This is a genomic window from Streptomyces glomeratus, from assembly GCF_021462825.1.
In the GTDB taxonomy this organism is placed as follows: domain Bacteria; phylum Actinomycetota; class Actinomycetes; order Streptomycetales; family Streptomycetaceae; genus Streptomyces; species Streptomyces glomeratus.
Genome location: NZ_JAKEEB010000027.1, coordinates 65,733 through 90,562, shown reverse-complemented (window position 1 = coordinate 90,562; position 24,830 = coordinate 65,733). Strand labels below are relative to the sequence as shown.

Annotated in this window: 22 protein-coding genes; 11 read left to right on the top strand and 11 right to left on the bottom strand. The window is 72.0% G+C overall.

Features of this window, described 5'->3' with window-relative positions:
• Positions 1-1,638: FGGY-family carbohydrate kinase (locus LZ604_RS26045; protein ID WP_234517911.1), on the bottom strand; the 1,638-nt coding region annotated here is incomplete at its 3' end.
• Positions 1,639-1,785: 147 nt separating this feature from the next.
• Between LZ604_RS26045 and LZ604_RS26040 the strand changes: the two genes are divergently transcribed.
• Positions 1,786-2,457 carry an AIM24 family protein gene (locus tag LZ604_RS26040; protein ID WP_234517910.1) on the top strand — a complete coding sequence of 224 codons (672 nt, stop codon included), beginning with the start codon at positions 1,786-1,788 and terminating at the stop codon, positions 2,455-2,457.
• Positions 2,458-2,505: 48 nt separating this feature from the next.
• On the opposite strand, the gene LZ604_RS26035 is transcribed toward LZ604_RS26040, so the two are convergent.
• From LZ604_RS26035 to LZ604_RS26025, 3 genes are all read right to left on the bottom strand, one after another.
• On the bottom strand, positions 2,506-4,278 hold the full coding sequence (locus tag LZ604_RS26035) for a M4 family metallopeptidase (RefSeq protein WP_234517909.1): 1,773 nt from the start codon (positions 4,276-4,278) through the stop codon (positions 2,506-2,508).
• A 329-nt stretch (positions 4,279-4,607) separates the two neighbouring features.
• On the bottom strand, positions 4,608-5,636 hold the full coding sequence (locus LZ604_RS26030) for a polyprenyl synthetase family protein (protein ID WP_234517908.1): 1,029 nt from the start codon (positions 5,634-5,636) through the stop codon (positions 4,608-4,610).
• Positions 5,633-6,679, bottom strand: coding sequence for a tetratricopeptide repeat protein (locus LZ604_RS26025; protein ID WP_234517907.1), 1,047 nt, complete (start codon positions 6,677-6,679; stop codon positions 5,633-5,635). Before LZ604_RS26025 ends, LZ604_RS26030 begins: the two co-directional genes overlap by 4 nt.
• 386 nt (positions 6,680-7,065) lie before the next feature.
• On the opposite strand from LZ604_RS26025, the gene LZ604_RS26020 reads away from it, so the two are divergent.
• From LZ604_RS26020 to melC2, 3 genes are all read left to right on the top strand, one after another.
• Complete coding sequence (locus LZ604_RS26020; RefSeq protein ID WP_234517906.1) at positions 7,066-7,692, top strand: alpha-ketoglutarate-dependent dioxygenase AlkB; 627 nt, start codon at positions 7,066-7,068, stop codon at positions 7,690-7,692.
• Positions 7,693-8,002: 310 nt separating this feature from the next.
• Positions 8,003-8,398 (top strand): apotyrosinase chaperone MelC1, encoded by a 396-nt coding sequence (gene melC1 / locus LZ604_RS26015; protein WP_234517905.1) that lies wholly within the window; start codon positions 8,003-8,005, stop codon positions 8,396-8,398.
• A gap of 35 nt (positions 8,399-8,433) precedes the next feature.
• Positions 8,434-9,258 (top strand): tyrosinase MelC2, encoded by an 825-nt coding sequence (melC2, locus tag LZ604_RS26010; RefSeq protein ID WP_234517904.1) that lies wholly within the window; start codon positions 8,434-8,436, stop codon positions 9,256-9,258.
• A gap of 110 nt (positions 9,259-9,368) precedes the next feature.
• On the opposite strand, the gene LZ604_RS26005 is transcribed toward melC2, so the two are convergent.
• Both LZ604_RS26005 and LZ604_RS26000 read right to left on the bottom strand, forming a co-directional pair.
• A complete protein-coding gene (locus LZ604_RS26005; RefSeq protein WP_234517903.1) occupies positions 9,369-10,058 on the bottom strand; it encodes a ribonuclease H family protein in 690 nt (229 codons plus the stop codon).
• 80 nt (positions 10,059-10,138) lie between these two features.
• Positions 10,139-10,933, bottom strand: coding sequence for a VOC family protein (locus tag LZ604_RS26000; protein ID WP_234517902.1), 795 nt, complete (start codon positions 10,931-10,933; stop codon positions 10,139-10,141).
• 133 nt (positions 10,934-11,066) lie between these two features.
• On the opposite strand from LZ604_RS26000, the gene LZ604_RS25995 reads away from it, so the two are divergent.
• Both LZ604_RS25995 and LZ604_RS25990 read left to right on the top strand, forming a co-directional pair.
• On the top strand, positions 11,067-12,071 hold the full coding sequence (locus LZ604_RS25995; protein WP_234517901.1) for a zinc-binding alcohol dehydrogenase family protein: 1,005 nt from the start codon (positions 11,067-11,069) through the stop codon (positions 12,069-12,071).
• 44 nt (positions 12,072-12,115) lie between these two features.
• Complete coding sequence (locus LZ604_RS25990; protein ID WP_425577883.1) at positions 12,116-13,387, top strand: PP2C family protein-serine/threonine phosphatase; 1,272 nt, start codon at positions 12,116-12,118, stop codon at positions 13,385-13,387.
• Positions 13,388-13,419: 32 nt separating this feature from the next.
• Here LZ604_RS25990 and LZ604_RS25985 read toward each other — a convergent pair whose 3' ends face one another.
• Positions 13,420-14,295: a Cof-type HAD-IIB family hydrolase gene (locus tag LZ604_RS25985; RefSeq protein ID WP_234517899.1), complete on the bottom strand. Its 876-nt coding sequence runs from the start codon at positions 14,293-14,295 to the stop codon at positions 13,420-13,422.
• Between the two features lie 257 nt (positions 14,296-14,552).
• On the opposite strand from LZ604_RS25985, the gene LZ604_RS25980 reads away from it, so the two are divergent.
• Entirely contained in the window at positions 14,553-14,975 is a 423-nt protein-coding gene (locus LZ604_RS25980; protein ID WP_234517898.1) for an STAS domain-containing protein, read from the top strand.
• Positions 14,976-15,501: 526 nt separating this feature from the next.
• Here the strand turns inward: LZ604_RS25980 and LZ604_RS25975 are convergent.
• From LZ604_RS25975 to dnaK, 3 genes are all read right to left on the bottom strand, one after another.
• Entirely contained in the window at positions 15,502-15,933 is a 432-nt protein-coding gene (locus tag LZ604_RS25975; RefSeq protein ID WP_234517897.1) for a protease inhibitor, read from the bottom strand.
• 325 nt (positions 15,934-16,258) lie between these two features.
• Entirely contained in the window at positions 16,259-16,804 is a 546-nt protein-coding gene (grpE, locus tag LZ604_RS25970; protein WP_234517896.1) for a nucleotide exchange factor GrpE, read from the bottom strand.
• Positions 16,805-16,806: 2 nt separating this feature from the next.
• Positions 16,807-18,669: a molecular chaperone DnaK gene (gene dnaK / locus LZ604_RS25965; RefSeq protein ID WP_234517895.1), complete on the bottom strand. Its 1,863-nt coding sequence runs from the start codon at positions 18,667-18,669 to the stop codon at positions 16,807-16,809.
• Between the two features lie 403 nt (positions 18,670-19,072).
• On the opposite strand from dnaK, the gene LZ604_RS25960 reads away from it, so the two are divergent.
• Together LZ604_RS25960 and LZ604_RS25955 are read left to right on the top strand one after the other, a co-directional pair.
• Positions 19,073-20,662: a purine-cytosine permease family protein gene (locus LZ604_RS25960; RefSeq protein ID WP_234517894.1), complete on the top strand. Its 1,590-nt coding sequence runs from the start codon at positions 19,073-19,075 to the stop codon at positions 20,660-20,662.
• A complete protein-coding gene (locus tag LZ604_RS25955) occupies positions 20,662-21,336 on the top strand; it encodes a cyclase family protein (RefSeq protein ID WP_234517893.1) in 675 nt (224 codons plus the stop codon). Before LZ604_RS25960 ends, LZ604_RS25955 begins: the two co-directional genes overlap by 1 nt.
• Before the next feature lie 32 nt (positions 21,337-21,368).
• Here the strand turns inward: LZ604_RS25955 and LZ604_RS36090 are convergent, their stop codons facing one another.
• Entirely contained in the window at positions 21,369-22,571 is a 1,203-nt protein-coding gene (locus LZ604_RS36090) for a PucR family transcriptional regulator (RefSeq protein WP_234517892.1), read from the bottom strand.
• 113 nt (positions 22,572-22,684) lie between these two features.
• Here LZ604_RS36090 and LZ604_RS25945 point away from each other — a divergent pair, with 113 nt between their 5' ends.
• A complete protein-coding gene (locus LZ604_RS25945; protein WP_234517891.1) occupies positions 22,685-23,854 on the top strand; it encodes a lactate 2-monooxygenase in 1,170 nt (389 codons plus the stop codon).
• Positions 23,851-24,828: a 2-hydroxyacid dehydrogenase gene (locus tag LZ604_RS25940; RefSeq protein ID WP_234517890.1), complete on the top strand. Its 978-nt coding sequence runs from the start codon at positions 23,851-23,853 to the stop codon at positions 24,826-24,828. The genes LZ604_RS25945 and LZ604_RS25940 overlap by 4 nt, the downstream gene beginning before the upstream one ends.
• Positions 24,829-24,830: the final 2 nt, after the last annotated feature.

The window sequence follows — 24,830 nt, the reverse complement described above, 5'->3', positions numbered from 1 at the left end:
ACCCACCCGCCGGGGCTCTCCTCTTTTTTTTACCCCCCCCCCCCCCCCCCCCCCCCCCCCCCCCCGCCCCCCCGGGGGGGGGGGGGCCCCCGGCCCGGCCGCCCCGCCCCCCCCCCACCCCGGGGGAGCGTCGGCGGTGGCGCGCTGGTGTCGGGCGAGGGCGTGGCCGATGTCGCGGGTCGCCGGGTACAGCCGCAGATAGAGGTCGTAGAGACCGTCGTAACGGGGGCGCCGGCCGGTCTGGGGCAGCACGCGCTCGCACACCGGGTTCCAGAGGTCGATGTCGGCGTCGCCGACCGCGCTCGCGGCCAGGAACGCCGCCCCGTAGCTCGCGCCTAGCGTCACCGTCCTGATCTCCTGTTCCAGTCCCGTGACGTCCGAGACGATACGAGTCCACAGACCGCCCTGGGTTCCGCCGCCCACCGCGACGACCCTGCGGATGTCGGCGCCGGCCGCGCGCATCGCCTCGACGTTGTGCCGCACCCCGAAGGCGGTGGCCTCAAGCGCGGCCCGGTACAGGTCGCCACGGGTGTGCTCCACGGTCAGTCCGGCGATCACGCCCCGGGCGTCCGGGTCGGCGACCGGGGTCCGCTCGCCCGCGAAGTAGGGCAGCATCAACAGGCCCTTCGCGCCGACGCCGGACGCCTCGGCCTCGGCGAGGAGCCCGCCGGGATCGGAGACACCGAGCAGCTCCCGCAGCCAGTCGGTGATCACACCGGAGGTGGCCATACCGCCGGCGAGGCTGCGCGTTCCGGGCAACGCGCCGACGGTGCTCCACAGCTGCGGCACCAGGAGCCGCTCCGCCACGGTGTTGATCAGGAACATGGTGCTGCCATACATGAGCATCAGGTCGCCGGTCTGCTGGGCACCGACGCTCAGCGCCTCAGACCAGGCGTCGATGGTGCCGGTGACGACCGGAATGCCGGCCGGAAGGCCGGTGACGGCCGCCGCGTCGGCCGTGACCCGTCCCGCGATCTCACCGGGCCAGCGCAGGGGCGGCAGCTCGAGGTCCGGTGCGATACGGCGCGCCCAGGGGCGGTACCACTGCCGGGCGGTCGAGTCGTACAGCGGCACGGACTGACTCGCCGAGTGGTGGTCGAGGACGTAGGCGCCGGTGAGCCGGTTCACCAGGAAGGAGCTGGGCATGTACAGGCGCCGGGCGCGCGCGGTGATGCCGGGGCGGTGCTCGGCGAGCCAGACGATCTTGGGGCCCACGGCCTGAGTGGACAGCAGGGATCCGCAGCGCCGCAGGACGGCGTCGGCGCCGAGTTCGGCGTCGAGCCGGGCGATCTGGGCGGTGGCGCGGGTGTCGACGCCGTACAGGATGGCCGGGTGCAGCGGTGTGTCGTGCTCGTCGGCCAGGGCCACGCACGGCCCCATGCCGCTGACGCCGACGGCCTCGACTGCGGTGCCGGGCGGCGCCAGCTCGCGGGCGAGGGAGGCGAACTCGTCCCACCACACAGCCGCGTCCATCTCGACATGGCCCGGCCTCGGCCGGCTGACCGTATGCGGCCGCACCGCCGTGGCGAGAACCGTTCCGTCCGCGTCGACCAGCACGCCTTTGCTGCTGGACGTACCGATGTCGACCCCGAGCACCGTCATGCGCTGTCCGTCCTCCGCCTCGTTTCTCCCGGACATCGTTCCCCTCCTGGGGGCCGGTCACGGGCCGAACGAGGGAAGTCGGTGCGGCCCCGGCCCTCCGCCCCCGGCCCGCGTCCCGGTTGTTGCCGTTCCAGGACATCCCCGGCCTTGGCGGAGTGTGATCTTCCGGGACACCATGCGCCCATGAAGGGTGACCTCTTTTCCAGTGATCACATGGTGCAGCCGGCCGACGGGCCGGGCATGTCCGTACAGACCGCCAAGTCCATCCGGTACGTGGTGAACGGCGAGATGCTCGCGCGGCAGGGTGCGATGGTCGCCTACCGCGGAAATCTCCAGTTCGAACGCAAGGGCCAGGGCGTGGGCGGGATGCTCAAGCGTGCGGTCACCGGTGAGGGGCTGCCGTTGATGGCCGTGCGCGGTCAGGGCGAGGCGTGGTTCGCGCACGAGGCGCAGAACTGCTTCATCGTGGACGTCGAGCAGGGTGACGAGTTCACCGTCAACGGGCGCAATGTGCTGTGTTTCGACGCGACGCTGGCATACCGGATCCAGACCGTGAAGGGTGCGGGCATCGCGGGCGGCGGTCTGTTCAACAGCGTGTTCACCGGGCACGGCAGGCTGGGGCTGATCTGTGAGGGCAACCCTCTCGTCATCCCCGTCTCGCCGCAGCAGCCGGTGTACGTGGACACCGACGCGGTGGTGGGCTGGACGGCGCGGCTGCACACCTCGCTGCACCGGTCGCAGTCCATCGGGTCGATGCTGCGCGGGGGCTCGGGGGAATCCGTCCAGCTGAAGCTGGAGGGCGAGGGCTATGTGGTGGTGCGGCCCAGCGAGCTGACGCCGCAGAAGGAGCACTGACCACGGGGGGCCCGCCGCGCGGCGGGCCCCCCGTGTGTCCGGGCCGGTTCAGCGGCCGGACGAAGGGGCGTTGACGGCCGTCACGTTGACGGCCGCCCATGCCTTGTCGACCGTCCTGTACTCGGTGCTGCTCGCGCCGTACATGTCTGCGGCGGCCTGCAACGTCGCTACGCGCGCGTCGTGGAAGTCCGTCGTGGAGACCATGTACCGGGTGAGCGCCCGATAGAAGATCGCCAGGGCCTTGGCTCGTCCGACGCCGGTCACCCGCGAGCCGTCGCTGGTGGGCGAGTCGTACGTCATGCCGCCGATGGTCTTCCTGCCGCTGCCCTCGGCCAGCAGGTAGAAGGCGTGCGAGGAGACGCCGGAAGCGGCGTGCACCTCGGTGTCATCGGTCTGCGGCGACCAGTAGTCGATCGTGCGCTCGAGCCGGTCCAGGGACGGGTGGTCGAGGCGGCGCAGGAACGTCTGCCGCAGTCCGAGCTTCTCGCCGATCAGATAGTTCGGCCGGTTCTTCGGGTTGCCGGCGGCGAACTCGACGCCCGACCCGAAGACATCCGCGAGCGACTCGTTGAGGGCGCCCGGCTCACCGTACTGGCCGTACCGGTCCTCGCGGGTGGCCTCGAGGCCGGCGGTGGCCTCGACGACGCCGTGGGTCAGCTCGTGGCCGGTGACGTCGAGGACGACGAGCGGCTTCTTGAACATTCTGCCGTCGCCGTCGCCGTAGAGCATGCAGCCGCAGACGGAGTCCCAGAAGGCGTTGCCGACCTTCTTGCCGAAGTGGACCATGGCGCGGGCGCCCGCGCCGTTGTTCTTGATGCCCTTGCGGCCGAAGGTCTTCTTGTAGAAGTCCAGCGTCTTGGTGATGCCGTACTGGGCGTCGACCGCAACGGTGGCGCGGTTCGAGGTGGCGCCGTTGCCCCATTTGTCGGTGGTGCTGGTGAACTTGGTGCCGCGCGAGAACGACTCCAGCTCCCGGCCCTTGGCGTCCCGGGTCTCGGTTCCCCAGCGGGTGGGGTCCTTGAGGAGGTAGCCGATACGGGCGGTCCGGGTGGTGGTCAGCGGCACCTTGCCGACGAACAGGGAGGCGCCGGTACCGGTCGCGGTCGACGGGTAGCGGGCGGCCGCGGACGCCGTGGCGGCGGTGAGGCCGGACGGGACCATGGGGCCGTCCGTCCCCGGGGCCGCCGTCTCGCCCCGCTTGCGCAGGGTCCGAGCCAGCGAGGGCGAGATGAACTCGTCGTTCTCGGGCGTGTTGCTGCGGACCCGGCCGGTCAGCGCGTCCACGACGACGGTGCGGGAACCCCCCGCCTCGGCGGTGCGGCTGTCCGTGACGCGCACCTGGTAGGCCAGGGCGGCATGGCCGTCACGGGCGTCCACCACGAGTTCGGCGGCGCCCGCGTCGCCCTGCGCGGTGTCGGCGGCCGTCCGCTCTGCCTGCTCGGCCGTCAGCTTCGCCTCGATGGTGGCGGGCTGGACGGCATGGTCCGCGGCGCGGGTCACGCCGAGGTAGCCGCCCCGCCGGTCCAGGTGGACGACCAGGTCACCGCCGAGGACGGGCATGCCCTGGTGGGTGCGGACGAAACGGACGTGCTGCTTGCCGTCCGGGTCGGTCATGACGTCCTTCGCCTGCAGGGTGTCCCCCCGAGTGACACCGGTGGCGGAGGCGTGTGCGAACGCGGCGGCCCGGGCCGCGTCGACCGGCGAGGGGGCCGCGGCCGCCGCGTGGGCGGGTGCGTCGGCGACCGCCGGAACGGCCGGGAGCGTGGCCGCCGTCGTCACGGCGACCGCGACGGTCAGCCTGCGTATATGGGGTTTGCGCACAGAGTTCCTTCGTTACAGGGGGCGGCCGGGCACACCAACCGCTTGGTGCACGGCGCCGTTCGGGGGCCGCGGGGGCCGGTCGGGCCCCGGTGCGCCACCCTACATTCGCCATGTACACGTAAAGAAGGAAAGATCCCTTGTGCGGCTTTCCGGGTGATCTCTTTGCACAAGTCCGGAGCCGGGTGACGAGCCGGTGACCAACGGTGCGTCGTGTGGACAGAGGGGTTCGGGCCGGCAGCGGTTGCCCGCACCGCCGCCTGCCGGGCGACATGTGACCGACGTCGCATCGCCTCCGGCCCCCGCACCGCGGCGACCGGAGGCGAGGGGGCTCAGAGCGCGCGCCGGGTCAGGGCCGGGAGCAGGCTGCGCACGTCCGCCACCGCGCGCGGGGAACAGGGGACCGAGTCGAGAAGGGCGTCCGCGGCGGCGAGGTGACGACGGGCCTCGCGCAGGGCGGCCGCACGGCCGCCCGCCTGGGCCACGAGGTCGGCTGCGCGCCCCGCCGCCTCACCGGCGGACAGCAGGGCTGCGAGCTCGGGGCCGTACGGGCTGCCCAGGGCGGCGAGGACCGGGAAGGTCTTCTTCCCCTCCCGCAGATCGCCGTGCACGGGTTTGCCGGTGACCTCCGGATCGCCCCAGATGCCCAGCAGGTCGTCGACGATCTGGAAGGCCACTCCGAGGTGGCGGCCGACCCCGTCGAGCGCGGCCGCGGTACCGTCGCTCGCTCCGCCGAGCTGCGCACCGAGAGCGAGGGCGCAGCCGAGCAGCGCTCCCGTCTTGCGCTCGGCCATCGTCTCGTACTCCTGCGTGGTCACGGCCTCGGCGCCGGTCCAGGGGCGGCGGGCGAAGAGCAGGTCGTCGGCCTGGCCGTGGACCAGATCACACAGGGCACCGCTGAGCCGGCGCACGGCCGCCGGGGCCGTGCTCAGCGTCTCCACGCCGAGGGCGAAGAGCGCGTCGCCCGCGAGCACGGCCGGGCCGGTGCCGTACGCCTTCCACAGCGCGGGGCGGCCTCGGCGCAGGGCGTCGCCGTCCATGATGTCGTCGTGCACCAGGGAGAAGGTGTGCACGAGTTCGACGGCCACGGCGGCCGGGACGCCGGTGCCGGCGGGCGCGCCGGCCAGTTCGGCGCCGAGCAGGGCCAGCGCCTGGCGCACACCCTTGCCCCCGCCGCGGCCGGCGTCCGTCCCACGGGTCCCCAGCGCGTGCTCGGCCATCTCGGCGACCCAGGGGTGCAGGGCGGCGACGGCGTCCGCGAGTGCGGGGGCGACGAGGTCGCGGGCCCGGTCGAGGATCCGTGCGGCGGTGAGGTCCTCCCGCGGGGAGCCCAGGATGCCGGCGGTGGCCGGGGCGGTCATCGTCCGGTTCCTTCCGGGGAGACGAGGCCGAGTTCCTCGTAGGCCCGCAGGACCATCTCACGGCCGTGCCGCAGCCCGATCCCGTCCAGGTTCCGGGCGAGCGCCTCGAGGTCGGCGGCGGTCTCGGCCCGGTCCCGGCCGAGGCGGGCCAGCGACTTGACCAGGCCCAGACGGGCGAGGGCGGTCCCGCGCGGCTCCTCCATGCCCTCGAACTCGGCGAGCGCCTGGGCATAGACGTCACGCGCCTGCTCGTAACGTCCGGCGCGGTACAGGACGTTGCCGCGCATCTTGTGGTTGTAGGCGAGCGCGCCCGCGAGGTTCATCTCCCGGCAGGTGGCCTCCGCTTCGGAGAGCAGTTCCAGGGCCCGCTCGCTGTCGCCGTCCCGGACGGAGAGGATGTCGGCGAGACCGCGCAGCGCCCAGGCGTGACCACGGCGGTCGTCGGCGCGGGCGGCGATGTCGGCCGCCTCCTCGAACATGGCGTACGCGGTGTCGTACGAGCCGGTGTTGCGGTGTATCTGCGCGATGCCCTCCAGCGCCCACACGGTGTGGCGCGCCTCGCCGCGCCGGCGGGCCTCGGCCAGGAGCTGTTCGTGCAGGGCGGTCACGGCCTCGTAGTCGCCCTGGATGCGACCGGTCTCGGCCATTCCCGCGAGCGAATATCCGCGGACGACCACATCCCCGGCCCGCTCGCCGAGGTCGGCGGCGAGCCGCAGCAGCCGCCAGGCCAGGGGCAGGGCACCGCGCTGCCGGGCCAGAGTGCCGCCGCTCCACAGGGCCCAGGCCATCGCTCCGGTGTCGCCGGCCTCCCGGGCGGTGCGGTAGCTCGCCTTCCAGGCCCGGTCGGCGTCGTCGACCTGACCGAGCCGGCGGTGTGCCTCGGCGACCGCCAGACCGGAGCGGGCGGCCTCCTGCCGGGACCCGGCACGCTCGGCGGCCCGCAGTTGCTCGGTGCCCGCGGCCAGGACGTCCGTGAGCGACGAGTTCACGGACAGGGAGGTCAGAGCGCCCTGGTACTCCGGGGCGAAGGCCTTGCCGTACATGGGTTCCTTTCGGTCTGGCGTCGGCCGGGCGCTTGGCGCCGGGCCGACGGGTGCTGACTGTCGAGCGGCGGCGGACACGGCACGAACCGGTCCTGCGCTCCGTGCGCACGCACCATGCAGACGCGGCATGACCGCACGGCACGCATACAGCGACATGTATAAGCACGTTGTATACACGCCATGTATACATGGAGCGTATAGGGATCCGGACACCTACCCGGAACTCCTCCGGTGATCGATCGCACCACCACCCGTTGTCGATCAGGACGTCACCCGAACCCGCAAGGTTGCTTCGCAGCAAAGCAGTTGAGACAGACCACACCGCCACGGGAGATCGCCGCGGCCGAGGTCAGAACACATTTTCGAATAAGGGGTACGCTGCCTGTATGGGCACGCACCTCCAGGCCTCACTGTTCGACCAGACCGACGACCTCCGGCTCGCCCCGCTCGACGGACTGCGCCGGACCCCGCTCGGCGCCGGGGCATGGATCGACCTGTTCCAGGGATGGCTGAGCGGGGCCGACGCGCTCTTCGAGCACCTGGCCGCCGAGGTCCCCTGGCACGCCGAGCGACGGCAGATGTACGACCACACGGTGGACGTGCCGCGACTCCTCGCCTACTACCACCCCGGCGAGCCGCTGCCGCACCCCGTTCTCGAGGAGGCGCGCGACGCACTGTCCACGCACTACGCGGCCGAGCTCGGGGAACCCTTCGTCACGGCCGGGCTCTGCTACTACCGAGACGGCCGCGACAGCGTGGCCTGGCACGGAGACCGGATCGGCCGCGGCGCGAGCGAGAACACCATGGTCGCCATCCTGTCCGTGGGCACGCCCCGCGACCTGGCACTCAGGCCGCGGGGCGGCGGCCGGACCCTGAGACGTCCGCTCGGGCACGGCGATCTGATCGTCATGGGCGGCAGCTGCCAGCGGACCTGGGAGCACGCGGTGCCGAAGAGCAGCCGGGCGATCGGGCCCCGCATCAGCATCCAGTTCCGGCCGCGGGGAGTGAACTGACTCCGGCATGGCCGGCAGTCCCGCATCGGCAACGACCGGCGGTTCGCGTCAGATCGCGGACGTGAGCCGCGCCACGAACGGGGCACCCGGCGCGAAAGATCCTCTGCCGCCGACGCTCCTCGGGGCGGAATTTCCCCGTCCGGCATCTCTAGGGCAGCTTTAGCGGCAAGATCATCTTTGTTCAAGTTTGCAGGACATGTAGGCAATTGTCCTGATCGTAGCCAACCCGTTGTCCAAGATTTCCGGGGCACGGCGGCCGCCGGATAGGCAGGACGGGACGTCAACCCGCTGCGATCCAGGAGGACTTCGCATGCCCGAACTCACCCGCCGCCGCGCCCTGGTGGCCGGGGCCGCCGTCGCCGCCGCCGGTGGTCTCGCCACACAGGCCGCCTCTGCCTCCGCCACCACCTCGCCGTCCGCCGCACCGGCCTCCGCCGGGATGATGCCGGGGCACGATCACGGCGAACCCGCGCCCTTCGACGAGGTCTACCGAGGCCGCCGAATAGAGGGCCGCCCCACAGCGGGTGGTCACCACGGCTCCGGGTACGGCGTGTTCATCGACGGGGTCGAACTGCATGTGATGCAGAACGCGGACGGCAGCTGGATCAGTGTGGTCAGCCACTACGACCCCGTGCCGACTCCTCGCGCGGCGGCCCGCGCCGCCGTCGTGGAGCTCCAGGGCGCCCCGCTCGTCCCGTTCAACTGACCGCCGCCGCACAGGATTTCCGGAGTCTTCCGCACATGAACGTACGCAAGAACCAGGCGAACCTCAGCGCCGACGAGAAGCGGCGGCTGATCGCCGCGTTCGTCGAGCTCAAGCGCAACGGCCGCTATGACGCCTTCGTCCAGACCCACAACGCCTTCATCATGGGCGACACCGACACCGGTGAACGAACGGGCCATCGCTCGCCGTCGTTCCTGCCGTGGCACCGCAGATTCCTCGTCGAGTTCGAGCGGGCCCTGCAGTCCGTCGACTCCTCGGTCACGCTGCCGTACTGGGACTGGACCACCGATCGCTCCCCGCGCTCCTCACTGTGGGCGCCGGACTTCCTCGGCGGCACGGGGCGCAGTCTGGACGGGCGGGTGATGGACGGACCGTTCGCCGCGTCCGCCGGCAAGTGGCCCATCACCGTGCGGGTGGACAGCCGCACCTATCTCCGGCGCTCTCTCGGAGAGGGCGGACGCGCGTTGCCGACCCGGGCCGAGGTCGAGTCGGTGCTCGCCCTGTCCACGTACGACATGGCGCCCTGGAACAGCGCGTCGGACGGGTTCCGCAACCACCTCGAAGGATGGCGGGGCGTCAACCTCCACAACCGGGTGCACGTGTGGGTGGGCGGTCAGATGGCCACCGGTGTCTCCCCCAACGACCCTGTCTTCTGGCTGCACCACGCCTACATCGACAAGCTGTGGGCCGAGTGGCAGCGCCGGCATCCCAAGTCCGGCTATCTCCCGGTGAGCGGCACCCCGGACGTGATCGACCTCGACGAGCCGATGAAGCCGTGGAACGACGTGCGCCCCGCCGATCTGCTGGACCACAGGACGTACTACGCGTTCGACACCGACTGAGGCCCCGGCGGCCGGGCCGGGGCGGCGGCCTCCGGGGCCGAGGCCGCCGAGGCGCCCGGCGGGGCGGCGTACGGGAACCCTGGGGTCAGACGTCCCGTGGGGGGAGACCCCTAGCCGTCGCCGGCCGTGCGGCACTCCGGGTGGCCCCAGCCCTGGGCGTTCTTGGCGATGGGCTCGCCGGCGGCGTACTGCCGGCCGCAGACACAGCGGCCGGGAAACCTGGCCTTGAGGGTGCGTCCGGAGCCCTGCTTCCTCGCGGGCGCGCCACGGCGGGCCGGGGCGCCGGTCCTCGGGGCGGGAGAGGGCGGCGGCTCCGGGGAGCCCTGCTCACTGCCGGCCGGCTGCTGGAGGGTGGCCGCCTGGCTGGCGGCGCGGTCCGCGAAGTCGTTGAGGCGGTCCCCGCCCACCTGGTGCGCGGGGACGTAGCGGAACTCGACCTCACGACCGTCGAGCAGCGCGTCGATGCGCACGACCAGGTCCTGGTTGGCGACGGGCTTGCCGGCGGCGGTCTTCCAGCCGTTGCGCTTCCAGGCGGGCAGCCAGGTCGTGACCGCCTTCATGGCGTACTGGGAGTCCATCCGGATCTCCAGCGGGACGTCCGGGCCGACGGCGGTCAGCAACCGTTCCAGGGCGGTCAGTTCGGCGACATTGTTGGTCGCCGTGCCCAGCGGGCCGGCTTCCCAGCGGCCGGGGATCTCGTCGTCGGAGGCGACGACCCAGGCCCATCCGGCAGGTCCGGGGTTTCCCTTCGAAGCCCCGTCGCAGGCGGCCACAACTCGTTCAGGCATGTGTCCGATCATGCCACGGCCCGGTGACCCCACCGGGTCCCGGGCCGGGCCGAGGCTCCGGCCTCACGCACACCGTCCGACGCGCCGCCCGTCTACACGTCGGTCATGGCCGGCATCTCGCCCTGGGTGGTGGCGACGTCGATGACGGAGAAGTTGGCACCTTGGGGGTCGCTCAGCACCGCGAACCGGCCGAACGGGCTGTCCGTCGGGCCGAACCGCAGGATCGCGCCGTGCCCGACGGCCCGCTGGACGGCCGCGTCGCAGTCGTCGACGGTGAAGTACACGTTGACATAGGGCGGGACCTCGGGCGGGAAGTCGTCCGTCATCTTCATGCGGCCGAGCACGGGTGCGGCGTTCAGTTCGAAGATGCGGAAGTCGACCGCCGCGTCCTGGAGCTGCTTGGCCTCGTAGGGGAAGACCGCGGGGAAGAAGGCGTCGGACTTCTCCGGCTCGCGGGTGAAGACCTCGGCCCAGCAGTACGCGCCGGGAACGGCCGTGGCCTCGAATCCCTCGTGGGTGCCTGCCTGCCAGAGGCCGAAGACGGCGCCGCTCGGGTCCCGGGCCAGGGCCATGGTGCCGAAGTCGCCGACCTGCATCGGTTCCATCAGCACCTCGCCGCCCTCGTCCCTGACCTTCCGCGCCGTCGCGGCGGCGTCCGCCGTCGCGAAGTACAGGCACCAGGCCGACTGTCCTTCCTGCCCGGGGCGGGGCGGTACGACCGCGGCGACCGCCTTGCCGTCGGCGTATGCCTGCGTGTAGTGGCCGTATTCCGACGCCGACTCGCCGAAGGTCCAGCCGAGGACATCTCCGTAGAAGCGCTTGGCGCCCTCGACGTCGCTGAACATCGCGTCGGCCCAGCAGGGCGTTCCCTCCGGCTGTACCGCCATGGCGTGCGGCCTTTCCCATTGGACGGATCGGTTTCCGCTGCTCACGGTATCCAGGCCCGGGGCGCGCCGCGCGCCGGACCGCTTGCCTGCCCGACACTGGAAGGGTGGAGTCGTCGACGCAGGGGGTCGGACGATGCACGCATGGGTGGTGGACCGGCCGGGGCCCGTCGAGCGGGAGCCGCTGCGGTTCGTGGAGCGGCCGGTGCCGGTGCCGGGGCCGGGCGAGTTGCTGGTGCAGGTGCGGGCGTGCGGGGTGTGCCGTACGGATCTGCATGTGAGCGAGGGAGATCTGCCGGTGCACCGGCAGGGGGTGACGCCCGGGCACGAGGTGGTCGGCGTGGTGGCCGGGGTGGGAGCGGCGGCGGGCACCTGGGCCGTCGGCGACCGGGTCGGGGTCGCGTGGCTGCGCCGTACGGACGGCACCTGCCGGTACTGCGCGCGGGGATCCGAGAACCTGTGTCCCGGCTCCGAGTACACCGGCTGGGACGCCGACGGCGGATACGCCGAGTACACGACCGTGCCCGCCGCCTTCGCCTACCGGCTGCCGCCGGACGTGGACGACGTGGCGCTCGCGCCGCTGCTGTGCGCGGGCATCATCGGCTACCGGGCGCTGCTGCGGACGTCGCTGCCGCCGGGCGGCCGCCTCGGACTGTACGGGTTCGGAGGCAGCGCCCATCTGTGCGCCCAGGTGGCGCTGGCGCAGGGGGCCACCGTGCACGTGCTGACACGGGACGAGGCATCGCGGCGGCTCGCGCTCGAACTCGGGTGCGCGTCGGCGGGCGGTGCCTACGACCTGCCGCCGGAGCCGCTGGACGGGGCGATCCTGTTCGCACCCGCCGGTGACCTCGTCCCGGTGGCGCTGCGGGCACTGGACCGGGGCGGAGTGCTGGCGGTCGCGGGCATCCGTCTGAGCGACGTGCCGGTGCTGCGCTACGAGACCGAGTTGTTCTACGAGAAGGAGGTGCGCAGCGTCACCTCGAACACACGGGAGAACGGCCGGGAGTTCCTGGAGCTCGCGGCGCGGTACGGGGTGCGCGCGACCACGCACCCGTATCCGCTGTCGCAGGCCCTGCGGGCCCTGGGTGATCTGAAGGCGGGACGCTTCGACGGGGCTGCCGTACTGGTCGAAGATCTCTGAGGCGGGTCGCGGGTGGCCCGGATGCGGGCCCGGCCGTCCCATGCATGGATGGACTCGGGACGTGTTGTCGCGGAGGTGGCGCTGTGGGCGTTGAGGACGCGGCAGGCCCGGCGCACGGCATGGAGGACGCCCTCGAGTCGATCGGCACGACGCTCGACGAGCGGACCACGTGCCAGGAGCTGGCCGCCCATGTGTGCGGACGGGTGTGCGACGCCGCCGCCGTGGACCTGCTGACCGAGGACGTCCCGTCCGCGTCGCCCGCCTCCGGCCCGCTGCCCGCCCTCGAGCGGGCCGCCACGGCGGGCCGCATCGGCCTGCTCGAACCGTGGAGCACGAGCGGCGCCCGCCCGCTGTCGGTGCGGGCCCTGGACGAGGGACATCCGATCACCGCCTTCTCCGGCCCGGCGGGAGAGGTCGCGCGGCAGGTGATGTCCGTGCCGTTGCTGGGGCACGACCGGCTGTACGGGGTGCTGCTGGCGGTGCGGCAGGGTCCGCCGTTCTCGGACCGGGACACCGCCCTCATGCACTACGCGGCCCGGCTCACGGCCGTGCACCTCGGGCACGCACGGCATCACGCGGCGGTACGCGGCACGGTGTTCCGTCTCCAGCGGGCGCTGCTGGCCGAGCCCGGGCGACCGCATCCCAATCTCGACCTGGCCACGCGGTATCTGCCTGCGGGTGGCGGGACCCTGGTGGGCGGGGACTGGTTCGAGACGGTGCGGCTGCACTTCGGGCGGACCCTGCTGGTGATGGGGGACGTCATGGGGCACGGGCTGGACGCCGCGGTCGATATGAACGCCTACCGCTCGATGCTCCGCTACATGGCCTCCACGGACCTGCCCCCGCACCGGGTGCTGCGCCGGCTGGACGCCGCGGTCAACGAGGAGGGCACCCGCCGGCCGGCCACCTGCCTGCTCGTCCAGGTGGATCCGGCACGCGGTACGGCGTCACTGACCAGCGCAGGGCATCTTCCGCCGGCGCTGTTCTCCGGCGCGGGCACGGCGGAGTTGCTGGACGTGCCGACCGGGCCGCCGCTGGGGACGGGGATCGGCGGCTACGAGCCGACGACGCGCCCGCTCGCGCAGCAGGACACCCTGCTGCTGTTCACGGACGGTCTCGTGGAGCGCCGCGCGGAGGACATCGATGTGTCGCTGGCCCGGCTGGCCGGGATGCGGGTGCGGCCCGGCGCCGGAGTGGAGGAACTGCTGGCGGACGTCCTGGACCGGCTGGACGCCGAGCACGCGGAGGACGACGTGGCCGTCCTCGCGGCCCGGATCCGGCGCCGCCCCGAGGTGAGCGGGCTGCAGCCGCAATAGCCCGCCGGTGCCCGCAGGTGGTCCCGCGGTGCTCAGGAGGCGGGCAGGTGCAGCAGGCGGCCGATCGTGCGCAGAACGCCGTTCTCCGTGTTGCGGGGCGCCAGGTGGCGGGCCCGCCGGATCACGTCCGGGTGGGCGTTGGCCATCGCGAAGGACCACTCGGCCGCGTCGAGCATTTCGAGGTCGTTGAGGTAGTCGCCGAACACCACCGTCTGCGCGGGCGTGATGCCCAGCTCGTACTGGAGCCGCCGCAGGGCGGCGCCCTTGGTCGCGGTGGCGTTCATGATGTCGACCCAGTGCTCGCCCGACACGACCACCTGGTGCGTCTCGGTGAACGGCTTCAGGGCGGGGGCGGTGGTGCGCTCCACGGGCCCGAAGTCGAAGAGCGCCACCTTGAGGAACTCGTCGTCGACGGCGGTGAGGTCGTCCACCGTCTCCAGCAGGGTGTAGTACCGCTTGGCCTCGGCCAGGAAGGCGGCGTCGGTCCGCTCCACGTAGGCCGACCTCTTCCCGCACAGCACCGCCCCGACGTCCGCCCCCTCGGCCGCGAGGCGCCGCGTGGTGGCGACGACCCGGCGGGCCACCGCCGCGTCCAGTGGGTCGGAGCCGAGTTCGACACCGTCACGCACGACGTAGGTGCCGTTCTCCGCGACGAAGACCATCCCGTCGGCCGTCCCCGCGAACTGCCGGGCCAGCGTGGCGTACTGACGGCCGCTGGCCGGGCTGAACAGCACGCCGCGCCGGCGCAGTTCGTCGAGGAGCGGCCACAGGCCCCCGGGTATCCGCCCGTCGCCGTCGAGGAGCGTGCCGTCCATGTCGGTGACGACGAGCCGGATGTCGACGGGGTCGCTCGGCAGCTCGGGGGTGATCCCGGCGGTGCCGAGAAGACACGAGGGTGTGGAGGACATGTCCTGCTTTCGGCGCGGGCACGGGGCGGGGCGGGGCGACGAGGAGGGTGGGACCCGGCGTCGGCGGTCACATCGTAAGGGTTCGTGTCCGACCTGCCGCGGACGGCCCGGAAGTTGCAGGTGTCAAGACATCAGGACCTTGGTTCACCCGGTCCAGTGAACTAGATCTTGCCAAGGCGGCTTCAGGGATGTTTTCGCCTCGGACGGGGTAATTACGCAGATCAAACAGGTACTACCCGGCTGAGGAGGAGCCGATCATGTCCTCCGAACCGGTGGCGGCGAACCCCTTCGCCCGTAGCTACACCCTCGGCCCGTACACGGTGGTCGAGGTGTCGGGCGAGATCGACCTGGCGACGGCGGGCTCCCTGGCCGAGCACCTGGAGGCGGCCACCGGCCGGCCCGCGCCCGATGTGCTCGTCGATCTGCGGCCGGTCGTCTTCTTCGACTGCTCCGGCCTGCGCACGCTGTGCCGGGCGGAGACCAGGGCCCGGGAGCGCGGCGGGCGGCTGCGCCTGGTCTCGGACCGGCCCCGCCTTCACCGTCTGCTGCGCGCCGCGGGCCTGCTCAGACGCTTCCCCCCGCTCCCGACTATCCCGGGCCCCCACCCCGAGCCGCCCGAGCTGCGCGAGGGGATGGACGGGAGGGGGAAAGCCGGAGGCCGGCCAGGCGGTTCGGGCTGAAGCCTCGGGCGCTGTCGCTCGCCTCGCGGCGCTGAAGCCTTGGGTGCGTACGGCCGAAGCCTTGGGCGCAGTCCCTCGCCTCGCGGCGCTGAAGCCTTGGGCGCGTACGGCCGAAGCCTTGGGCGCAGTCCCTCGCCCCGCAGCGCTGAAGCCGCGGGCGCGTACGGCCGAAGCCTTGGGCGCAGTCCCTCGCCCCGCAGCGCTGAAGCCGCGGGCGCGGACGGCCGAAGCCTCGGGCTCGTACGGCTCTTGGGCGCGGTCGCCCACCTCGTACGGGCTGGAGTTCCCCGGGGCGTCGGCCGCGCGATTCCGGCCCCCGGCCGGGGCGCGTCCGTCGTATACCGCGCCGTTTGGCGCGCAGTGGGCCATCGGTCCCTCCGGAACGCATGATCCGGGGGCCGGCCGGACGGCCCCACTCCGTCCGACCGGCCCCCGCTGCGAGATCTCACGGTCGCTGCGACTGGGCTCGCACTCCCCAGTTACGAGCCCGCGGTCCACGCTCGCCGTGACCGCGCGATCCCGGTCCTCAGAACGCGAAGAGGGCGGTCCCGTAGGAGCTCTTCACGCACTCGTTGGCGAAGGTGTGCTGGTAGTCGACGCGCTTGCCCTGCCACACGCCCTGCACAGTGACCACCACGGGGTCGTACAACTTGGTACAGAAGACACCCTCCCGCGGCCGCAGAGCGTCGAGGTCGCCGTTGACGGCGCGCACGTCGGCGCAGGCGTCGGCCGCCGCGGGATGCGTGCCGGAGGCGCCCGGGGCGCAGTTCAGCGTGACCGCGCGTTGCGGTGTGGCGGTGGCGGCGCTCTGGCCGTGACCCGTGGTCAGGACGAGAGCCGAGGGGGCGTACAGAGAGGCGGGGGCGTTCGGGGCGGCGAGCGCGGACCCGGCTATGGGGCCGCAGACGGCGGTGGCCGTGAGGGTGAGGGTCGCTGCCCAGCGCGCGGTGTTCGGCATTGTGTGCATCCTTCCGCTCGTATCGAAGTGACGTTTCAGCGCCGGCGTACACGAGCCGGAGCCGTTCCGTCCGAGTGCCTGTTCGGCGTGCCGGAGTCTGCCGAGTTCGCGCCGGAATCTCACATCGACCCCCCGGATTTCGGTAACTTTGAGTATTGAATCAGTGGCGTGATGTCACAGAATTCGCACGCACACTCCCAGTAAGCGTGCGGTTCCGGCTCATCCGGGGCCCTCGTCTGGCCGGTTTTCCATGGCTCGGCAATCGGCCTGAAACATTCCGTTTACAGGCGCCGGTAAGCGCTGTCTTCCGCTTCGCCCGGTCCGGCTACGACCCCCGCCGCAGGGCGGCAGGTCCCGGCGGCGCCTGCAGCCCTTCACCGCCGTGCCCCGCTTCCGTCCGTCCGCCGAGCACGACGCCGCCCGCCGGGGGCGGGCCGGTGACCGTGACGCGGGCGGGGCGCAGCAGCCGGTCACCCACCCGGTAACCGGGGCTGAGGATCTCGGTACAGGTCAGGCCTTCCGCCTCCGTGGCGACGACATGCGTCACCGCCTCATGGCACAGGGGGTCGAAGGGCTCGCCCTCCGCCCCGAACACCTTCAGGCCCAGGGAGCCCAGCTGTGTCTCCAGGACGTCGGCGACGGCCTGGAGACCGGGGCTCAAGGCCTCCTGCCGGCGGGCCCCCTCCACGGCGTCGAGGACCGGGAGCAGTGCCCGCAGCACGTTCTCCGTCGCGACCTCACGCACCGCCATGCGGTCGCGCCGCACCTGCTTGCGGTAGTTGTCGTACTCGGCCTTCACCCGCTGCAGGTCGGCGGTGCGCTCGTCCAGCAGACGTCGCAGCTCCGCGCTCTGCGGCTGGATCCGGTCCATCGTCAGCCCGCCCGTGAGGTGTCGTCGTCGTCCACGATCTCGGCGTCCACGACGTCGTCCCCGCCCTTGGCGCCGCCGTCGGCCGCGCCCTGGTCCGACGCCGTGCCGCCCTCGGTCCGCGCCCGCTCGTACAGGGCGCTGCCGATCTTCTGCGCCGCGGCGGCGGCCTTGTCCAGGGCCCGGCGGATCTCGGCGGAGTCCTCCCCCTTCAGCGTCTCCTTCAGTTCGGCCAGGGCACCCTCCGTCTCGCTCCGCGCGTCTCCCGGGATCCTGTCCTCGTTGTCCTTGATGAGCTTCTCGGTCTGGTAGACGAGCTGTTCGGCCTGGTTGCGGGTCTCGGCCGCCTCGCGCCGCCTGCGGTCCTCCTCGGCGTGCTGCTCGGCCTCGCGGACCATGCGGTCGATGTCGTTCTTCGGCAGCGCCGAGCCGCCGGTGACGGTCATCTTCTGCTCCTTGCCGGTGCCGAGGTCCTTCGCCATGACGTGCATGATGCCGTTGGCGTCGATGTCGAAGGTCACCTCGATCTGCGGGACACCGCGCGGCGCCGGCGGCAGACCGGTCAGCTCGAACATGCCGAGTTTCTTGTTGTACGCCGCGATCTCCCGCTCGCCCTGGAAGACCTGGATCTGCACCGATGGCTGGTTGTCCTCGGCCGTGGTGAAGATCTCCGAACGCTTGGTCGGGATCGTGGTGTTGCGCTCGATCAGCTTGGTCATGATGCCGCCCTTGGTCTCGATGCCGAGCGACAGCGGCGTGACATCGAGCAGCAGGACGTCCTTGACCTCACCCTTGAGGACACCGGCCTGCAGCGAGGCGCCGACCGCCACGACCTCGTCGGGGTTGACGCCCTTGTGCGGTTCCTTGCCGGTCAGTTCCCTGACCAGGTCCGTCACCGCGGGCATGCGGGTGGAGCCACCCACGAGGATCACATGTTCGATCTCGGACACCTTGATCCCCGCGTCCTTGACCGCCTGATGGAACGGCCCCTTGCAGCGGTCCAGCAGGTCGGCCGTCAGCTGCTGGAACTGAGCGCGCGTCAGCTTCTCGTCCAGGTGCAGCGGCCCCTCCGACGAGGCCGTCACATAGGGCAGGTTGATGGTCGTCTCGGACGAACTCGAGAGCTCGATCTTGGCTTTCTCGGCGGCCTCCCGCAGCCTTTGCACGGCCATCTTGTCCTGGGACAGATCGATGCCGTAGCCGTTCTTGAACTGCTTGACCAGGTGGTCGACGATCCGCTGGTCCCAGTCGTCACCGCCGAGGTGGGTGTCGCCGTTGGTGGCCTTGACCTCGATGACTCCCTCGCCCATCTCCAGGAGCGACACGTCGAACGTGCCGCCGCCGAGGTCGAAGACGAGGACCGTCTGGTCGTTCTCCTTGTCGAGCCCGTACGCCAGCGCGGCCGCCGTCGGCTCGTTGATGATGCGCAGCACATTCAGGCCGGCGATCTCACCGGCCTCCTTGGTGGCCTGCCGCTGGGAGTCGTCGAAGTAGGCGGGCACGGTGATCACGGCATCGGTGACGTCCTCGCCCAGATAGGCCTCGGCGTCCCGCTTCAGCTTCTGCAGCACGCGCGCGGAGATCTCCTGCGCGGTGTACTTCTTGCCGTCGATGGTTCCGCTGTCGGGGAAGCGCCACGCCTGGTCGCCCATGTGGCGTTTGACGGAGCGGGCGGTGCGCTCGACGTTGGTCACCGCCTGCCGCTTGGCGACCTCGCCGACGAGCACCTCACCGTTCTTGGCGAAGGCCACGACCGACGGTGTGGTCCGGGCGCCCTCCGTGTTGGTGATGACGGTGGGCTCGCCGCCCTCCAGGACCGAGACCACCGAGTTCGTTGTGCCGAGGTCGATACCGACCGGACGTGCCATGGGGGCTCTCCCTCCTTGTCGTCCCCCCTCCACGCTGCGTTTTTGCCCTGACTTCCCTATCAGCCTGAATAAAACTTGAGTGTCCTCTTGTCAAGGTGATACCGGGCGGGCCGAGGGCTCTTTCATCGTCCGCTTCGATCGGGCCTCCGGCGATCCGGGGCACCTCGTCCAGCCGGGAAGGAGGGGGCGTCCGGCCGAGGCGGAGGTGTGGACGAATCGTCCACGCGGCGCCCGAGAAGTGGATGAAGTGCCCTCTGGCGGGGATCTTGCGGGCGGTCTTAGCGTCGGCACACCCCTAGCGGACGACCTCTCCCCGCCCTGCGCACCCCCGCGGCGGCCCGGCGGCGTCCGGACCGCCGCGCCACGAAAGCGCTCCGCCACCTGTCCCCCGCTGGAGCTCCCGTTGTCCGAGAACCCCGACTCCTCCCCCGCCGCCGCACCCCCGTCCCTCACCGAGGTCGAGCCCTACGGCGTCGAGCGCATCCCCGACGCGGACCGCACCGCGACACCGCTCGATCTGTTCCGGGTCGCCTTCGGCGGCGCCAACACCTTCTCCACCTGCGTCCTCGGCGCCTTCCCGATCCTGTTCGGCCTCTCCTTCTGGCAGGGGCTCGCCGCAACGCTCCTCGGGGTGGTCGCGGGCGCGCTGATCCTGTGCCCGATGGCGGTGTTCGGCCCGGTCAACGGCACGAACAACGCGGTCTCCTCCTCCGCCCACCTCGGTGTGCACGGCCGTGTGGTCGGCTCGTTCCTCTCCCTGCTCACCGCCATCGCGTTCTTCTCGATCTCGGTGTGGAGCTCGGGTGACGCCCTGGTCGGCGGCGCACACCGGCTCTTCGGCCTCCAGCGCGGCACTCTGTCGTACGTCGTCGCCTACGCGCTCTTCGCGGGTCTGGTGCTCGCCGTGTGCGTATACGGCTTCCGGTTCATGCTGTTCGTCAACAAGATCGCGGTGACCTCGGCGACCGTGCTGTTCCTGCTCGGGGCGATCGCCTTCGCCGGGGACTTCGACCCGTCGTACGCCGGTGTCTTCACGGCCTCGGCCGACCCCGCGACCAAGGCGCTGTTCTGGCCGTCCTTCATCGGCGCGGCGCTGATCGTGCTCTCGAACCCGGTGTCGTTCGGCGCGTTCCTCGGCGACTGGTCGCGTTACATCCCGGCCGGCGCACCGCGCCGCAGGGTGGTCGGTGCCGCGTTCCTGTCCCAGATCGCCACGCTGCTGCCGTTCGTCTTCGGTCTGGCGACCGCGAGCATCATCGCCAGGCAGGCGCCCAAGTACGTCGACGCGGCGGCCCCGGACTTCGTCGGCGGTCTGCTCGCCATCTCACCGACCTGGTTCTTCCTCCCGGTGTGTCTGCTCGCGCTGATCGGCGGCATGTCCACGGGGACGACCTCGCTGTACGGGACCGGCCTGGACTTCTCGTCGGTGTTCCCCCGGCTGTCGCGGGTGCAGGCGACGCTGGTGGTCGGCGCCCTGTCGATCGCCTTCATCTTCATCGGCCGATTCGGGCTGAACCTGGTGCAGTCGATCTCCACTTTTGCCACGATGATCATCACCTGTACCACTCCGTGGATGGTCGTGATGATGCTCGGCTTCTACACCCGGCGCGGCTGGTACGACCCGGACGCGCTCCAGGTCTTCAACCGCCGTCAGCGCGGCGGCCGCTACTGGTTCGCGCACGGCTGGAACTGGCGGGGCATGACCGCCTGGTGGGTCTCGGCGGTGGTCGGCGTGCTGTTCACCGACATCCCCGGGCAGTTCGTCGGCCCGCTGGGCGGCCTGGCGAACGGCGTCGACATCAGCCTGCCGCTCTCACTCGCCGTCGCCGCGGTCCTGTTCCTGGCGCTGCTGCGGCTCTTCCCCGAGCCCCGGGCGGCCTACGGGCCCGAGGGCGCCCGGCTGGCCCGCACGGTCGAGGTGCCGGTGCCACCGATCTCCGGGCCGGGGGCGCCGCAGGAGACGGCTCCGGCACTCGCGGCGGAGGGCCGCTGATGGAGTCCTGGCTCGATCTTTCCGTGCCCGTGGTCAGCGGGATGCCCGTGTATCCCGGTGACCCGCAGGTCGAGGTGGAGCGGGCGCTGCGGGTGGCCACGGACGGGGTCAACGTCCTGGCGCTGCACCTGGGCTCACAGTCCGGGACACACGTCGACGCGCCCTACCACGTGGACTCGGCATGGCCCGCGCTGGACGCGCTGCCGCCGGAGCGCTTCGCAGGCCCGGCGGTGGTGGCGGACCTGCAAGGTCTGCCGGCCCGTTCCCCGATCACGCCCGAGCTGCTCGGGCCCGCGCTGAGCCTGCTGCGGCTTCAGCCGGGCGCGATCCTGCTGGTGGCCACGGGTTGGTCGGCCTACTGGGGCACCGACGCCTACCTGGACCACCCCTGGCTGACGCCTGAGGCGATGCGGGCGCTGATCGGCGCGAGCGTCCGCACGGTCGGAGTGGACGCGCTGAGCGTGGACCCGACCGGCGAGCCCGACCTGCCCGCCCATCGTGTGCTGTGCGGCGCGGGCGGTGTCATCGCGGAGAACCTCACCGGCCTGGACCGGGTCCTGGCCGCCCAGCGGGAGGGACGCCCGGTGGAGGTGTTCCTGTTCCCGCTGCACCTGCCGGGCGCGGACGGCGCCCCGATCCGTGCCATGGCCCGCGTGGGCCGCCGGGCGGGGTAGCCGGACAGGCACACCGAACCCGGGTGCCCGCCTCAGGCACCGATCGTGCGGGCGACGTCGAGGGTCAGACGTTGCCAGGGGTCGCGGGGGTCGCGGGAGGTCAGGGCGAGGATCCGACGCAGCCGGTAGCGCAGCGACTGCGGGTGCAGATGGAGCGCGCGGGCGGCTGCGGTGGCCGACCCGGCGTCGATGTACGCGGTCAGGGCCTGGAGCAGATGGCGCTGGTCCGGCTCGGTCAGCGGGCCGAGAACGAGATGGGCGATGTGTTCGGCGGTGGCGGCCGGATGCCCCGCGAGCAGGGCGAGGACATGGGCGTCGGCGTCCGTGAGGACACGTCCGGGGCGGTGGGCGTGGGCGGGCGCCGTGTCCAGGGCGTCGGCGGCGAGCCGGTGCGCCACGGCGACCCGGTCCAGGCCCTCCCCGGTGATCGCGCAGGCCCGCCAGGTTCGCTCGTCCAGGGCCGCCGGCGCCCGGTGGACCGCCGCCGCGGGCAGCAGCAGCACGGCCCTGGAGCCACGGACCGTCGACAGCGCCGACAACGGCGTACCGCGGTCGCCGAGCGCAGCGAGCAGTCCCGCGGCCTCCTCGTACGAGATGTCGGGGCCGCCCTCGGTCGTGGGCTCGGCCACCAGCAGGCAGTAGGGGTCGGGGAGGTGGACGCCCAGCCGGGCGGAGCGGTCCGTCAGGGCTCCCGCCGAGGCGTGCCGGCCCGCGATCAGGTCGTCGAGCAGCAGCCGCTGTGCCCGGTCGCGGTCCCCGGCGAGGTCCTCGGTGGTGGCCGCGTAGGCCGTGGCCATCTCCTCCGACAGCGTGTCCAGTGCCGTCAGCATCACCCGAGCGAGCGCGAAGCCGTCCGCCGCCGTGAGGTCCCCGGCCCGGGCGGTCACCTCGTCGGTGAGCACGGTCGCCGCCACCCGGTAGGCGCGCAGCACGGCCTGCACCGGCCGGCCGTCGGCCGCGCGGGCCGCAGCGATGCCACGGAAGCGGCGCAGATCGGCGGGGGCCAGAGTGCCGTCGGTTGCCCACAGGTGCAGCATGCGGTCCACCCCCCAGGCGGCGATCGCCCGCACCTCCGGCAGCCTGCTGTCGTCGAGCGCGGCGTACACCGGCACCTGGGCGTGGACGGCGGCGACGACGTCCTCCACGACGCGCCGGTCGGCGAGGATCTCGTCCCGGACCCGGCCACGGGACGCCAGGGACCGCGAGGGGGACTGCAACCGGGCCTGGTTTATCACAGGGTGATGATGACACCCGCACGTTGTGCGCACCACAGTGGACGGACCTTGTCACGTTCGCCAGCATCGTCGGCATACCAGGCGGTCTCTGGGAGGAGAGGCGGAGCACGAGGATGACGAAACACTGGGCGGACTTCCAGTACGAGATCTATCTGAAGGGCATGACGGGCGCCGTGCCTCGGCTGCCCACCGATCCGACCCGGCTGGAGGAGCTCACCGAGCAGCGGCTCGGGCCGGGACCGGTGGGCTATGTGGCGGGCAGCGCGGGCAACGGCAGCACCGCCCGGGCCAACCGGGCCGCACTGGAGCGCCGCCGGATCGTGCCGCGCATGCTGCGGGACGTCCACGAACGGGACCTGTCCGTCGAGGTCCTGGGGCGGCGGCTGCCGGCTCCGCTGGCCCTGGCGCCGGTGGGCGTGCTGTCGATCATGCATCCGGAGGCGGAGCCGGCGGCGGCACGGGCCGCCGCGGCGCAGGGTGTGCCCTTCATCCTGTCCTCGGCCTCCAGCACACCGATGGAACAGGTGGCCGAGGCGTCGGGTGACGGGGAGCGCTGGTTCCAGCTGTACTGGCCCAAGGACCGCGAGGTCACCCGGAGCTTCCTGGCCCGGGCCAAGGCGGCCGGGTTCACCGCCCTGTTCGTCACGCTGGACACGCCCTTGCTGGCCTGGCGGCCCCGGGACCTGGACCAGGCCTACCTGCCGTTCCTGCACGGGGTGGGCACGGCCAACTACTTCACCGACCCGGCGTTCCAGGCCGGTCTGGCGAAGCCGGTGCACGAGGATCCCAACGCCGCCGTGCTGCACTTCGTGGGCATGTTCGCGGACCCCGGCAAGACCTGGCCGGACCTGGCGTTCCTGCGGGAGAACTGGGACGGGCCGATCGTGCTGAAGGGCATCCTGCACCCGGACGACGCCCGCCGCGCGCTCGACGCGGGGATGGACGGCGTGGTGGTCTCCAATCACGGCGGCCGGCAGGTGGCGGGGTCCGTGGCGGCCGCCGACGCGCTGCCCGGAGTGGTGGAGGCGGTGGGAGACCGGCTCACCGTGCTGTTCGACAGCGGGATCCGCACCGGCGACGACATCTTCAAGGCGCTTGCGCTCGGCGCGCGGGCGGTGCTCGTGGGGCGGCCCTACGCCTACGGGCTGGGGCTCGACGGGCAGGCGGGCGTCGAGCACGTCATCCGCTGTCTGCTCGCCGAGTTCGACCTCACCCTCGCCCTGTCCGGACACGCCCGTGCCACGACGCTCAGCCCCGCCGACCTGATCCAGGAGACCCCGTGACCGACGTCAAGAACGTACTGGCCGTCATATCGCCCCATGTCGGCGGGCGCGCGGCGGGCTCCGCCCTCTCCTCGGTGTTCCCCGGCCAGGCGCACGTCACCGTGGTGGAGCGGACCGACGAGGACCCGGCGGCGCTGCGCGCCGCGCATGTCATCGTCACGGGCCTCGCCCCCGTCACCGCCGAGCACATCGCGGCGGCACCGCGGCTGGAACTCGTCCAGTGCGCGAGCCACGGCTTCGACTACGTCGACCTGGACGCGGCCCGCGCCCGGAACGTGCCCGTGTGCAACATCGGCTCCAGCGGCGCCGAGAAGCAGAACGTGGCCGAGCAGACCTTCGCGCTCATGCTCGCCCTGGCCAAGCAGCTGGTGCCGGCCCACACGGCGCTCGTCGACGCCGACTGGGCGCTGCCACGGCTGCAGCAGTCCATCACCGAGCTGTCCGGCAAGACCCTCGGCATCGTCGGACTCGGCCATATCGGCGAGGAGGTCGCGCGGCGGGCGGTCGCCTTCGACATGTCGATCCTGTATTCGGGTCCCACACGCCTGGACGCGGAGACCGAGGCACGCCTGGGCGGGGCGCGCCATGTGCCACTCGGCGAACTGCTGCGCACATCCGACTACGTGACGCTGCACGCACCGCTCACGGAGGCGACGCGGCACCTGCTCGACGCCGACCGCCTGGCTCTGATGAAACCGACCGCGTTCGTGGTCAACACGGCGCGGGGCGCCCTGATCGACCAGGACGCCCTCGCGGACGCGCTGGAGCGGGGCACGCTGGCCGGGGCGGGTCTCGACGTCTTCGACCCCGAACCGCCCACCGCGGCTCTCAGAGTGCTCAAGGCGCCGAACGTGGTGCTGTCTCCGCACGTCGCCGGGGTCACCCGGGAGACGCTCGTACGGATCGCCCTGGCGGCCGTGCAGAACGCCGCCGACTTCCTGGCCGGGAAGGAGCCGCGGGACGTCGTGTCCTGACG

What these genes read in the sequence shown, in the direction of transcription:
- LZ604_RS26040 (WP_234517910.1), top strand. Translation starts at nt 1,786, where the DNA reads ATGAAGGGTGACCTCTTTTCCAGTGATCACATGGTGCAGCCGGCCGAC.
- LZ604_RS26030 (WP_234517908.1), bottom strand. Translation starts at nt 5,636, where the DNA reads ATGACCGCCCCGGCCACCGCCGGCATCCTGGGCTCCCCGCGGGAGGAC.
- LZ604_RS26025 (WP_234517907.1), bottom strand. Translation starts at nt 6,679, where the DNA reads ATGTACGGCAAGGCCTTCGCCCCGGAGTACCAGGGCGCTCTGACCTCC.
- LZ604_RS26020 (WP_234517906.1), top strand. Translation starts at nt 7,066, where the DNA reads ATGGGCACGCACCTCCAGGCCTCACTGTTCGACCAGACCGACGACCTC.
- melC1 (WP_234517905.1), top strand. Translation starts at nt 8,003, where the DNA reads ATGCCCGAACTCACCCGCCGCCGCGCCCTGGTGGCCGGGGCCGCCGTC.
- melC2 (WP_234517904.1), top strand. Translation starts at nt 8,434, where the DNA reads ATGAACGTACGCAAGAACCAGGCGAACCTCAGCGCCGACGAGAAGCGG.
- LZ604_RS26005 (WP_234517903.1), bottom strand. Translation starts at nt 10,058, where the DNA reads ATGATCGGACACATGCCTGAACGAGTTGTGGCCGCCTGCGACGGGGCT.
- LZ604_RS26000 (WP_234517902.1), bottom strand. Translation starts at nt 10,933, where the DNA reads ATGGCGGTACAGCCGGAGGGAACGCCCTGCTGGGCCGACGCGATGTTC.
- LZ604_RS25995 (WP_234517901.1), top strand. Translation starts at nt 11,067, where the DNA reads ATGCACGCATGGGTGGTGGACCGGCCGGGGCCCGTCGAGCGGGAGCCG.
- LZ604_RS25990 (WP_425577883.1), top strand. Translation starts at nt 12,116, where the DNA reads ATGGATGGACTCGGGACGTGTTGTCGCGGAGGTGGCGCTGTGGGCGTT.
- LZ604_RS25985 (WP_234517899.1), bottom strand. Translation starts at nt 14,295, where the DNA reads ATGTCCTCCACACCCTCGTGTCTTCTCGGCACCGCCGGGATCACCCCC.
- LZ604_RS25980 (WP_234517898.1), top strand. Translation starts at nt 14,553, where the DNA reads ATGTCCTCCGAACCGGTGGCGGCGAACCCCTTCGCCCGTAGCTACACC.
- LZ604_RS25975 (WP_234517897.1), bottom strand. Translation starts at nt 15,933, where the DNA reads ATGCCGAACACCGCGCGCTGGGCAGCGACCCTCACCCTCACGGCCACC.
- grpE (WP_234517896.1), bottom strand. Translation starts at nt 16,804, where the DNA reads ATGGACCGGATCCAGCCGCAGAGCGCGGAGCTGCGACGTCTGCTGGAC.
- dnaK (WP_234517895.1), bottom strand. Translation starts at nt 18,669, where the DNA reads ATGGCACGTCCGGTCGGTATCGACCTCGGCACAACGAACTCGGTGGTC.
- LZ604_RS25955 (WP_234517893.1), top strand. Translation starts at nt 20,662, where the DNA reads ATGGAGTCCTGGCTCGATCTTTCCGTGCCCGTGGTCAGCGGGATGCCC.
- LZ604_RS25945 (WP_234517891.1), top strand. Translation starts at nt 22,685, where the DNA reads ATGACGAAACACTGGGCGGACTTCCAGTACGAGATCTATCTGAAGGGC.